The organism is Buttiauxella agrestis (genome assembly GCF_900446255.1).
GTDB lineage: Bacteria > Pseudomonadota > Gammaproteobacteria > Enterobacterales > Enterobacteriaceae > Buttiauxella > Buttiauxella agrestis.
Genome location: NZ_UIGI01000003.1, coordinates 1 through 10,985, shown reverse-complemented (window position 1 = coordinate 10,985; position 10,985 = coordinate 1). Strand labels below are relative to the sequence as shown.

Here is a 10,985-nt window from a genome sequence, read left to right as displayed (position 1 = left end):
TAGCCGTATATTAAATAATTTTGGAGAATGAAATGGCGAAGTTACCACTGCCACCACTGCCACTACCGATAGCGCCACCACCAACAGTAAAAAATAGTGGTTCAGAAAGAGCGAAAAAGTCAGGAAGGAGAACTCTTTCAGCAAAAAGGAAAACCTTGTTAGAAGAGCTATGGGGAGACGAACTTGAACAACTCAAGGTATGGAATCGCCATGAGCATGACGGGTATACCACAGTGCCAAGAACGCTGACATATATCAGTCGAATCCTCGATTACCTCGGAGGAACGGGCCTGCCATTGTCCCAACATATCTGGCTCTTTGGTGCAGAGTATTTGATGAAGGCTTTGTGGAAATAAGGGATAAAGATGGGTTTGCTTATGAAGCTGGTTTTAGTGGACAGCGAGCAGTTACCACATGGACAGGGAGGATGAGAAAACTAAGAGATTTAGGTTTCATAACTACAAAGCCTGGCACATCAGGTGAATTTCAATATGTGATTTTGCTTAACCCGCTGACTGTCATTAAAGAGTTATACGAAGGTAAGGAAAAAGATGAAAGGTACAACGCATTAGTGGGCCGTATGCAGGAGGTTGGCGCTAAATGGGAGTAATTCATGGCTAGCTATTTCCCAACGTTAGAAATATCTGGGGAAGAGTACGATTTCACTCACCTTGAGCCATTCATTATGCACGTAAATAGCGATATGGCTAAAAAGGTATTAAAAGTACACGTAAGATTCACAAACCATTGTTTTACAAAAGGTTATGAATCCTTTTATCACCCAATAGGAGAACCGATAATTTACGACCATAGCGGGAATGGGAGAACGTTTTGCCCAATTAGATATAGATTGTCTTTGGCATTGCCTGAGATTATCAACCGTCTATGCGATCCAGCAGAAAAGGTGTATCAAACATCGGCAAAGAGAAACTGGGCCTACTCCATTACAATTGATGATCCTGAGGGGCCATACCACTTATTTTTTGAAATAAGACGCGCCTCGCGTGATGAGAAACACCTACAAGATTTGAATATTGTCATCGAGAGTGCCTATCCTGAAGATCGAGGGTACGGGCCTCCGTCCTTACTAGGGCGAATTGGTTTTGTAGGGTTATGCGGCAGGGTATTTTGTGGGAAGCCTCTGGCGACTAGAAGATGAAAAAAAAGCACCTGAAAGGTGCCTTTTTTCTATTTCTTTGGTAATCGTTCCGGACACCACTAGCTTTCGCTTAGGTTCGCCTTGCGCGAACACAGGAACAAGATTTGCCCTGCTGGGTAGCGCTCAATCTCATCCGGTCAGTCGCTACGACGTATACAATATAACAAAACCAATTACGCAATTCAGCACCACCGATTCAATGTAATGCTTTGAGTAACATGGAGCACTATGAGTACAGAAACCATAAGTAACCAGTTGAATTCAAAAAGGCAAGAGTCATATATAAAACAACTCAAACACCGAGTTGCTTTATAAAACACATTACTTTTTTACGATTCGCCATGATTTCACTACAATAGAAAAAACATAGTTAATTGTTTTTATTTCAAAATCACTACTCTTCTGTTCTCATCACCTTTGATGCTTTGGCAATCGTTGCCCGGCTTACGCCTAATGCCTTCTCAATCGTTCCGTATGATTTTCCGTCGCGCAACATGCTGATAATCGCGCCCTGTTTGTTCAGGTCTACCGTGCGCGGCTTATAGCGCCCTGCGGCTTTCGCTTTCACGATGCCCTCAGCCTGACGGCGGCGGCGATCGGTGTAATCCTTGCGGGCTATCGCTGCCAGCATATCCAGCATCATCCCGTTAATCGCCCCCATCATGCGAGCGGTAAATTCGTCCGCGACGGTCAGAAAGGTGTGTGATGTGGGCATATCCAGCGACACAATGCGCACGCCTTTAGCCGTAATCAGTCCGCGCAATTTATCCCAGTCCTCAGCATTCAGACGGCTCAGGCGGTCAATCTGTTCCAGTAACAACACGTCGCCCGGCTGCGTGTTGTCCAGCAGGCGGAATAATTCCGGGCGGGCCAGTTTCGCCCCGCTTTCCTGTTCCACGTACCAGCCCGCGATGCGGGTGTTATTGGCGGCGGCAAAATCCTCCAGGGATTTACGGGCGCGGTTCGCGTCCTGTTCTTCGGTCGAGGCTCTCAGATAGGCGTGTACGTAACTCATGTTTCGCTCCGGTTTAGTTTAGGTCTAAATGCTAAACCGGTTCATTTTGGGTTTCAATAAAAAATCAAAGTGAACTGTTACAGGTGGTTTCCTAAAGGTATACCCAAAACAGACCAGCCCCGCGCCCCATTTCCCCGGGTGATACCACAGTGTGCGCCGCCAGCCCGGTAACAGCATGGCAGGACGGGAACGGGCGGCAGGTTCTGGCGGAATTATTAGCCGGAATGATGGCGCTGCCGGGGTTTATGATTCGCTTTTTTTATACCTATCTGTTTGATTTATATATATTCACTGTTTTTTGATTCGCTTTTTGTCGCTCATGATTCGCATTGATTCGTTTTTTGATTCGCTTTTTTTTGTGGCTATCACGTTGATTAATATTGATTTAGTCAGTTCTTGATTCGCTTGATTCGCTTTTTTTTCACATATAACTCCCCCCCTGTACACACACAAACGACACACCACAACGGGGCAGGGAAAATGTGTGCGTACACACGAGGGGAATGTTGGTAAAAAAGCGAATCATGCGAATCATAACGGGTTTAATTTATTTTTTTCTTTATAAAACTTAATAAAAACAAATAAATAAAATGTTAAATCTTGAGTTGGTTTTCAAAAAACAAAAACGAATCAATGCGAATCATGGCCGAAAAAAGCGAATCATGGGGGCCGTTTTGGGCTACTTGTAACAGGATTGAAACACTTTAGCCGAATTAAATCCGCTGCCCGGTAATACAGCCGGGGTGAAATAGGCGATCAATTCGGGGAAATTTTCAGGCGACGAACAGGACGCATTAACCCGGCCCGGGTTTTCTTTCCGTAGGGCGGAGTTAAAAAGGGGTTCTTTAAAACCCGGGGGCCGGGGGAAATTCAGGACGAACGGCGGGCGATTTCGCTCAGGGGATTCAGGCAAATGATATCGCCGTATTCATCCGTTTCCGGGTAATACATCTGCGTCCGCTGGATGGTCAGCAGCGTGACGGGAACAGCGGCGGGGGTGTTATGCCAGATTGAACGGGCGGCGATGGCCTGCGGTGTTTCAAGCGGCAAGCCTTCCCGGTAGTGATCATCAATCAGCCCGGCAGCCTCGCCGGAAAACAGGCGGTAAATGCTTTCAGTCACACGCCCGACTTCAAGCGAGGCGATCACGCCTATCATTGAACCTTCAATAAAATTCAGCAGCCCGGCGCGGCGGTACTGTTCAATAGCGGCCTGTATGGCGGCGGTCGCATTGTTGATCGTGGCCCGGTCGGCGTCACTGTTCCGCCGTGGGTCAAACCTCGCCACGCGGGCCAGCTCCGCCCGCTGATACACTTCCGGCATCTTTGCCGCTAACAGAGTGTAATGCTCATTAGCCGCCCGGGCGGCGGCATCATAGGCCCGTTTACCCTCCCGGGCCAGAATGACAGACAGGCCCGCTGCGGTGTTCTGCGCCCCTCTCAGGGCGGCGTAATATTCCCGGTAGCCGTGCGGTGATTCAGCGTGCGCAATCAGGGCCGCAATCGCCCGCTGTTCCGTCTGGTGTTTTTCAGCCGTGGCCCGCGCCTTTTCGGCCTCGCCGTTCTGTTCCTGAATGCGCAACCATGACGCCTCAAGGGCCGCGCGGGTGTCCTGTTCGCCGTTTTTCATTGTGCGGCCTCCATTGCCCGGGCGATGGTGTCCGCATCAGGCAGGATGATTTTTAAAACGTTGTGTGAATACCGCCGCCCGCCTGCGTTATCCCGGCCTACGGTTATATGTTGAATCGTGGCGATATCCTTTCCGGCATCATCTTTCGTCAGCATCCCGGCGGCGGTCAGCGCATTCAGGCGCTGTTTTCTTGTCATGCCCTCAGACAGCGTTTTTAACGTTTCACTGGTGACGGCGTAAACGTCGCCGGGTTTCGGGGTGATATCCCGGCCCATTTCATCCTCCGCGCCTATCCGGTAGCCGTTGTAATACCGCTTTTGCTCCTGTATCGCGCTCAGGTGATGCGGGTACGAACCGCCCGCCAGCAGGCTGTAAACCAGACGATTGATAAACAGGGATTCGCTGCGGCTGCCGCTGCCCCGGTTCTCAATCCATGCCTGTAACTGCTGCGCGGCGGCTTCAACGATTCCTTCCAGCGTCCAGCCCGTTAAATGCCGCGTGACGGCAAGGGCGGCAAACGTGGTCGTGTGCAGCTCGATGGCCCGGGATAATACCCGGTCACGGTCGGGATATTGTTCATGTATCCACGCCAGAAACGCGGCGGCCTCCCGGCGGTATTCCGACAGGCAAGCGGGGTCGGTGGCAATCATTTCCATGACCGCCCGCGCAACATGCCCGTAATGTTGCATCGCGGCGGCCTCGATATTTTCCGCCAGTGCTGCAAACCGGGTTTCATCTGTCAGCCCGGGCGGGATACCGTTCAGCGCCTGTAACGGTAAAAACGGATAATCCAGCATACGGGCCTGTAAACCGCCCGCCGCGCTGCCGCCCCATTCAATGATTTGCTGTTCTAATGACCGTTCACCGTTGCTGATAACCAGCGAACGGAACGCCCGGACGTTTACCCCGTCATTTATCGGGGTGGCGGTGGTTCTGATACTGCCGTTTTGCAGAATCATCAGCATCGCGGATAATTCTGTACCCAGCGTTTTTGCCCTGATCCCCGCCGTTTTCCCCATCGCGAAATTTTGCAGTTCATCGAGAAACATCACGCCGTGATGGTGGCGGCGGCCTTTGTGGGGCAGGCCGTGCGCGGTCGCATTCCATGAGTCAAAATTCCCGGCATCAGGACGCCCCCAGACTGACGCGGCGGCTTTCATGGCTGACGTTTTGCCCCCGGTCGATTCCGCGTAAAAATGCGCAATATGCGTGGCCTTGTCGCTTACGGCGTCACTGTCGCGGAACGGGTAAAAACCCGCATTGATAGCAATCCCGATCATCCACATAACCGAATGATTCCCCCGGGCAGGCCCGGCAACCGTCTGTTGCCAGCCCTCCAGCGTGCCTGCCGTGGTGAAAATGCCGCGTAGGGTGCTGGTTTCTATTAACTGAAAATCGTCGTCGTGACGCCCCCATGTTTCCCCGCTGGCAGACAGATAAACCCGCCCGGCTGCGTTCTGCTGCCAGCCCGATTGCGTGGAATACGTCAGACGCGGGGCGCGGGCCGCAAGGTGGTCAATCATCAGCGCAATAAACCCGATGGCCTCCCGGTCAGACGGGGCAAACCCGGTAACGGTTATCAGGGCGGTGCGCAAATTGGCGTACACAGCAGACAGGGCCAGCGTCCAGCGCTGCCCGGTGGCGTCGTTTTGCAACGTGATATACGCAACCCCGTCCAGCTCGCCCACGCCCGTCACAGACAGCCCACGGCACAAAACAACCGGGTTATTGGCTTTTATCGCCGTGGCTTTCCGGTCGGTAACGGGATGATGCAAAATCCATATAACCAGCGGCCCGCGCTGGTGCTGGCATACATACGGCTCATTGAGCGCGTGCGTAATTTCCGGGCCGTCATCAGGGTAGTAGCGGCGGTAAATATGGCTGACGCCGAACGTGTAGTTATAGGTTTCGGGGACAATGGCGGTTTTCCCGCTGCCGGTTTCGACACAGTACGGGATAACGTCCAGCTTCGGATAATTGAGCGCGGCCATTCCGCCCGGTGGCGGCTGCGTGACGGGAACAGTGGCGGGGCGTTCTGGCGCATCCGGCATCCCGGCAGGGGTTTTCTGTTTCGCCCGCTGTAACTGCGTGCGGATAAATTCGCGCATGGCGCTGACGCCCACAGCCCGCCGGTAATCGTCAAAATCCGTTTTCTTTCCGTCCAGCGGCTGCGGGTAAATCACTATGCCGCCCACCACGGCGGCGGCGGCTTTCGCGTACTTCACCCCGGCGTTTTCTTTCAGCTCGCCGTTATGGTAGCTCTCTGCTTTCTGCGGGTCTTTGTAGTCATTATCGGCGGCAAAAATTAACGGGATACCGGGCCAGCGCTCCGCCATTGCATCCGCCACGGCGGCAAGGTTGTAGCAACTGACCGCCGCCACGACAAAACATTCCGGCATCGCAAGCGCCACACTGACGGCGGTCGCCCAGCCCTCACAAATAATAATGCTCTCCCATTCCGGCGGGCAGGCTGCCACGGCAAACGCGCCCCGGGTGGCGGCGTGGCGGGTCATGCTTTTGGCGCGTTTCGGGTTCGACGGCAGGCACTGCCAGTAACGTAAACACGGCTCCCCGTGTTCGTCGTAATCGTAATACGGGATCGCCCCGTCGCCCGCCTGCGCCCATAAATCCACGCTGTCCGGGTGATACACATCAGCGGTAAAAACCCGGGTTTTATTCAGCAGCCCCTTGCGCTTCATGTAGGCGCATTCGCCATCAATGACGCCCTGCGCGATGTTCTGCGCCGTGGCGCGTGACTGCGCGATGTGCTCCGCATCGTCACGCGCTTCCGCTTCCTCGCGCTCTGCTTTCAGCGCGGCATTAAGCCGTTCCCGCGCCTGCCGTTCCGCCGGGGTTTCCGGTTTTGCGCCCTCAAATGCGCCAATGGCAAACAGGCCATCGATGCGCCGGGCAGCCTCCAGCAAATCGGCATCGCTGGCAATATGCTGCGGGCCGCGGCCCATGCCCAGTGGGTGACGGATAAACAGGTCGATGAATGAAAACCCTTTCACGCCCGCCGAACAGGTGCAAACGTAATACGCAGACGGCAGACCACGCGGTTTAAGCTTGAATTTTTTCTTGTCACACATCGGGCAACGGGTTTCTTTGTTGTCCTGCGTGGGCAGCTCCAGCGCGGCCCGGAATGCGCTGTCGCCGCCGGATTCATGCCACTGCTTTACCTGGTCTAATCCGGTCATTTTTTTATGTCCTGTCAATCGCTCGCTGATTTACCGCCCGGCTGAAAATACAAACCCGCGTAATATGCGGGTTTGGGGCAGGACGGGATGCGGAATGTTTTTATTTATCCGGTGGCGGATCGTCGCCGTCCAGTTCCTGCCTGATGCGCTCCAGTTCATCGGAACTCAAAGCCAGCATATTTTCAGCCCGGGAGGGTTGCGGATAACGGGCGCACAGCTCCAGTGCCAGTTTTGCTATCGCGATTTCATTTTTTCCGGGAATGGTGCTGCCTTTTTTCCCGGTAAGGGCAGAAAAAAACGCGGGCCAGTTGGCTTGCCGGGTCGCATCCACGGCGGCGGCAAGGTTCATTGTCGCGACGTCTGCGGCGTAAAAAATCACGCTTTCATGGTCGTTATTTTTCAGCGCCCCGTATTCACGCATCAGCCGAAACTCGCCCTTCGTGGTTTTCTCTACCAGCTCCCCGGGCTTTAACTTCCTGTCGTCGCGGGTGGTTTTACCGTTGCTGATAATGTTGCCGCTGGCATCGAACGTTACAGACATAAAATCCCCCCGCTGTTTTCCCATTCGGTGATTTCATCGTCACTCAGGGCCGCAAGCAGATCATGCGCGGCGGTGGTGATAGCTTCCCGGTCGGGCCAGTAATACAGCAGCATTGTCCGCATATCGGGCGGCAGCGCCTCCGGCGGTAACAGGTGATTGTTGTCCTGCTCCATAAACCGGGCGAGGCGCAACAGGCTGTAGTAACGCATCAACACGTCCAGATTTTCCCGCTGCGGCGCGGTGGTCAGCTCCATGTATTTTTTCAGGCGGCTTTCCTGCTGTAGCGTTAAAAAATCTGCGGGCCGTATATCCTCGCCAGCGCTAAACAGCGCCAAAAAATGCAACGTCGCGGCCTCCGTACTCAGCGCCCGATAAACAGTGGAATACGCCCGGCGGGCCTCCGCTGCGGGCAGATAACGCGGCCCGGTCATCAGTTGCGCCCTGTTTTATTGGCGCGGGATTGCAGCAGGTCAACGCACAGGCTGACGGCGTTCAGGTGTTCCGTTTTGCCGCTGTATTCATCCCGGGCCAGCAGGGAAAGCCGGGCTGCGACGTCCGTCAATGCCTCCCGGTTATGGGGTCTGACGGCTGCCATGTAGCGGAATACAGCAGGCTGCGGCCTTGCTGACATCCCGGCCCGGGGGATCAGGGTGTACCAGTACACCGGGAGCTTTCCGGTGATAGCTCGAAATGTTTTCGCCTTTAAACCACGCTGCGCCGGGGTGCTGCGGATCATCAGCGCCAGCTCGGCCCCGACGGCGGGCAGCTCCGGCAGCGCGGGCCAGTCGCTTTCCCGGGTGCGTAATTCGATTAAATCCCCGGGGGCCAGCTCTGCGGCGGCATCACCACAGGTGACAACCTCACACAGTGCGCTGTGTGACGTGCTGCGACGAATGCGGCGTTCCTCGCGCCAGCCCGTCAAAATGGTGACAGTTAACGTGACGTTCACGGGTTCCTCCTTTTGCATGACGGGAAAGCGGGTCAGCGTCCAGTAATGAAACGGGTTTTGTTTTAGCTCGTTAATGCGGCGGTGCGTCGTCGCCAGACTGATCCCCAGCGTGGCAGCAATCGCGCCCGGGCCTTTCCCCTCGCTCAGAGTGATTTCTAACAACCTGGCATCTGAAACGCGCGGGCGGCCCCGTATCACATTCTCATGGTGTGACTGATTCCAGAATTTTTTGACAACAGACACGGACACGCCCAGCAATTCCGCTGCCTCACGCTGTTTTAATCCCTGCTGTCGCAGTGTCGTCACAGTTTCCGCCCGGGTCGGTTGTGTCGGGTCTGCCGTCATGCGCTGCCGTGCCTTTTGTAATGGGGGACTTTTTGAGAGACTAGAAACAGAACAGGGGAAACGCAACGTGAACGGGCGGTAAATTTTCGTTTTACGATGGGTCGTAAATGTGTGACAACACACAATGCTTGTTTAGGGTGTATTCTAAACCAGCAGGTGTGAAACGGTTGGTAATTCGGGTTAAAACAGGCGGGTTAAACGCTACGGTGTCACAAATCCATTAACGGGCAAAAATAAGGGGATCACATGGCGCTGATTGGCGTTGCAAAAGCGGCGGGTTTAGTTGGATTAACAAGGCGGACAGTGTACCGAGATATCACGTCTGGCAAGCTCTCAGCCCATAAGGATGATAAGGGGGTGACGAAAATAGACACATCCGAACTTATCCGGGTCTACGGGGAGTTGTCACAGCAGCCGCACAACAAGGTATCCACGGCGTCACATAAAAAAGGCACAGCAGAAACGCCACCGGAATACGTCACAGAGTTACTGAATCAGATCACAGCATTGCGGGAACAAAACAAGCAGCTTTCGGAGAACGTCACAACGCTGACAGCGAAAGTGGATGGACTATCAACACAGCTTTTAGCGCTGCCCAATCCAGCCCACAAAAAGCGATGGTGGCAATTTAAGTAACAGCGGCAAGACGGAAACGGGCGAATCAACGTAAATCAGTGGTGTCCTGATCCAAATCGACAAGATGAGACACGGCAGAATGCTCAAGCGCTGCCATCTGTTCCCGGCGGTAATCTTCCGCCTGCGCCTGTCGCATCAGATTTTCCATAACAGCGGGATGCCAGAAACGTTTTTTCACAGTCACTTTTTTTTTTCGTTGGTTTCCGCATAGCAGCTCCTTTGAGAATGCCCGGAAGACAAGGCAAAGACGGGGAAGGAAAGCCCCGCCCGGGGCGTTTTTCCATAGGCTTCGCCCTCCTGCCAGAGTTCACATAAACAGACGCTTTTTCGGTGCATCTGTGGGAGCTAAAAGCTCAACCATGAATCTGACAGTACGGGCGAAACCCGACAAGACTTAAAGATCCCCACCGTTTCCGACAGGTCGCTCCCTCGTGCGCTCTCTTGTTCCCACCATGACGTTTACCGAAACCCTTTCCGCCTTTCTCCTGCTGGATGTGTGGCGCTTTCTCATAGCTTACACTGCGGGTTCTCGGCTCGTTTTAGGCGGTTCGCTCCAAGCTGGACTATATGCACGAACTCCCCGTTTAGTCCGACTGCCGCGCCATATACAGGTAACTGGTCACTTGATTCCAACCCTGACAGGCGCGAAAAATCGCCACTGGCGGCAGCCATTGGTAACGGAATCAGTGCGGGAGAAAGTAGAGTGATGGTTTTGACTTGAAGTTATCCGTAAAACACGGCTAAACTGTTCAGACAAATTTGGTAATTGTTCCCGCCAAGGTTCAATTACTCGGTGACTGTCTCCCGCTATGGATTCAGTTACCTACCAGTTCCAAGAGTTGGTAGCTCAAGGTTCTGGCGTTAAAACCCGCTTCGGCGGGTTTTTTCGTTTCTGCGCAAGAGATTACGCGTACAGAAAAAGGATCTCAAGAAGATCCTTTGAACAATGAGTTTTTAATGCCTTATTTTGGGCAACGTGTACGACTAAGCAATCATCAACATCCACAAATAGCCATCAAGCCACCTCAGGCGCGCTCAGGCAAGCACCAAGCCACTTCCTAGCCCAAGGCCGCACCATAATCATAAAAACTGCGGAAAATCGCACACAGGGCGCTATGAGTAGGTCTGTCGATTTGCATCAAATGGCTGTCGGAAATTATTGCCCTGCCCCTTGCATCCCCATTCAGCACCGCGAGCACATTCAGCACACTCAGCACATTCAGCACAGCGAGCACAGAAACCTGTCATAACTCATTGAATAACAACCCCCACATGCTGTATTTATTACAACTCATGAATTGAGATGTAATAAATGCATATTCACAAGGTGTCTATAAGTTGATAGGCAACATTACAGTCACGAGCAATACAACATACAAGTCATTGTTTTAAAAGAAAAAACACTTAAAATAGCCGTATATTAAATAATTTTGGAGAATGAAATGGCGAAGTTACCACTGCCACCACTGCCACTACCGATAGCGCCACCACCAACAGTAAAAAATAGTGGTTCA

At 53.2% G+C, this 10,985-nt stretch carries 11 protein-coding genes; 4 read left to right on the top strand and 7 right to left on the bottom strand.

Annotation, left to right across the window (positions count from 1 at the left end):
* Positions 1–32: 32 nt before the first annotated feature.
* The 3 genes from DY231_RS25540 to DY231_RS25095 are packed head-to-tail and all read left to right on the top strand — an operon-like array spanning position 33 to position 1,159.
* Entirely contained in the window at positions 33–356 is a 324-nt protein-coding gene (locus DY231_RS25540) for a hypothetical protein (protein WP_256682752.1), read from the top strand.
* Complete coding sequence (locus tag DY231_RS25535) at positions 347–610, top strand: hypothetical protein (RefSeq protein ID WP_256682751.1); 264 nt, start codon at positions 347–349, stop codon at positions 608–610. Before DY231_RS25540 ends, DY231_RS25535 begins: the two co-directional genes overlap by 10 nt.
* Before the next feature lie 3 nt (positions 611–613).
* Positions 614–1,159, top strand: a complete 546-nt coding sequence (locus tag DY231_RS25095; protein WP_115632200.1) for a YjaZ family protein — start codon at positions 614–616, stop codon at positions 1,157–1,159.
* A gap of 394 nt (positions 1,160–1,553) precedes the next feature.
* On the opposite strand, the gene DY231_RS25090 is transcribed toward DY231_RS25095, so the two are convergent.
* The 6 genes from DY231_RS25090 to DY231_RS25065 all read right to left on the bottom strand — a co-directional run bounded on the left by DY231_RS25090 (position 1,554) and on the right by DY231_RS25065 (position 8,796).
* Positions 1,554–2,174 (bottom strand): recombinase family protein, encoded by a 621-nt coding sequence (locus DY231_RS25090; protein WP_115632199.1) that lies wholly within the window; start codon positions 2,172–2,174, stop codon positions 1,554–1,556.
* Between the two features lie 870 nt (positions 2,175–3,044).
* Entirely contained in the window at positions 3,045–3,803 is a 759-nt protein-coding gene (locus tag DY231_RS25085; RefSeq protein ID WP_115632198.1) for a hypothetical protein, read from the bottom strand.
* Positions 3,800–7,000, bottom strand: a complete 3,201-nt coding sequence (locus DY231_RS25080; RefSeq protein WP_115632197.1) for a DUF927 domain-containing protein — start codon at positions 6,998–7,000, stop codon at positions 3,800–3,802. Before DY231_RS25080 ends, DY231_RS25085 begins: the two co-directional genes overlap by 4 nt.
* A gap of 100 nt (positions 7,001–7,100) precedes the next feature.
* The gene (locus DY231_RS25075; protein WP_115632196.1) at positions 7,101–7,541 is read right to left on the bottom strand and encodes a hypothetical protein; all 441 of its coding nucleotides are present in this window, start codon (positions 7,539–7,541) and stop codon (positions 7,101–7,103) included.
* Complete coding sequence (locus DY231_RS25070) at positions 7,532–7,972, bottom strand: hypothetical protein (RefSeq protein WP_115632195.1); 441 nt, start codon at positions 7,970–7,972, stop codon at positions 7,532–7,534. Before DY231_RS25070 ends, DY231_RS25075 begins: the two co-directional genes overlap by 10 nt.
* Complete coding sequence (locus tag DY231_RS25065) at positions 7,972–8,796, bottom strand: helix-turn-helix domain-containing protein (protein WP_147295676.1); 825 nt, start codon at positions 8,794–8,796, stop codon at positions 7,972–7,974. Before DY231_RS25065 ends, DY231_RS25070 begins: the two co-directional genes overlap by 1 nt.
* Positions 8,797–9,081: 285 nt before the next feature.
* On the opposite strand from DY231_RS25065, the gene DY231_RS25060 reads away from it, so the two are divergent.
* On the top strand, positions 9,082–9,471 hold the full coding sequence (locus DY231_RS25060; protein WP_115632193.1) for a hypothetical protein: 390 nt from the start codon (positions 9,082–9,084) through the stop codon (positions 9,469–9,471).
* Between the two features lie 25 nt (positions 9,472–9,496).
* Here the strand turns inward: DY231_RS25060 and DY231_RS25055 are convergent, their stop codons facing one another.
* A complete protein-coding gene (locus tag DY231_RS25055) occupies positions 9,497–9,655 on the bottom strand; it encodes a hypothetical protein (protein ID WP_256682750.1) in 159 nt (52 codons plus the stop codon).
* Positions 9,656–10,985 lie beyond the last annotated feature (1,330 nt).

What these genes read in the sequence shown, in the direction of transcription:
- DY231_RS25540 (WP_256682752.1), top strand. Translation starts at nt 33, where the DNA reads ATGGCGAAGTTACCACTGCCACCACTGCCACTACCGATAGCGCCACCA.
- DY231_RS25075 (WP_115632196.1), bottom strand. Translation starts at nt 7,541, where the DNA reads ATGTCTGTAACGTTCGATGCCAGCGGCAACATTATCAGCAACGGTAAA.
- DY231_RS25070 (WP_115632195.1), bottom strand. Translation starts at nt 7,972, where the DNA reads ATGACCGGGCCGCGTTATCTGCCCGCAGCGGAGGCCCGCCGGGCGTAT.
- DY231_RS25080 (WP_115632197.1), bottom strand. Translation starts at nt 7,000, where the DNA reads ATGACCGGATTAGACCAGGTAAAGCAGTGGCATGAATCCGGCGGCGAC.
- DY231_RS25085 (WP_115632198.1), bottom strand. Translation starts at nt 3,803, where the DNA reads ATGAAAAACGGCGAACAGGACACCCGCGCGGCCCTTGAGGCGTCATGG.
- DY231_RS25090 (WP_115632199.1), bottom strand. Translation starts at nt 2,174, where the DNA reads ATGAGTTACGTACACGCCTATCTGAGAGCCTCGACCGAAGAACAGGAC.
- DY231_RS25060 (WP_115632193.1), top strand. Translation starts at nt 9,082, where the DNA reads ATGGCGCTGATTGGCGTTGCAAAAGCGGCGGGTTTAGTTGGATTAACA.
- DY231_RS25095 (WP_115632200.1), top strand. Translation starts at nt 614, where the DNA reads ATGGCTAGCTATTTCCCAACGTTAGAAATATCTGGGGAAGAGTACGAT.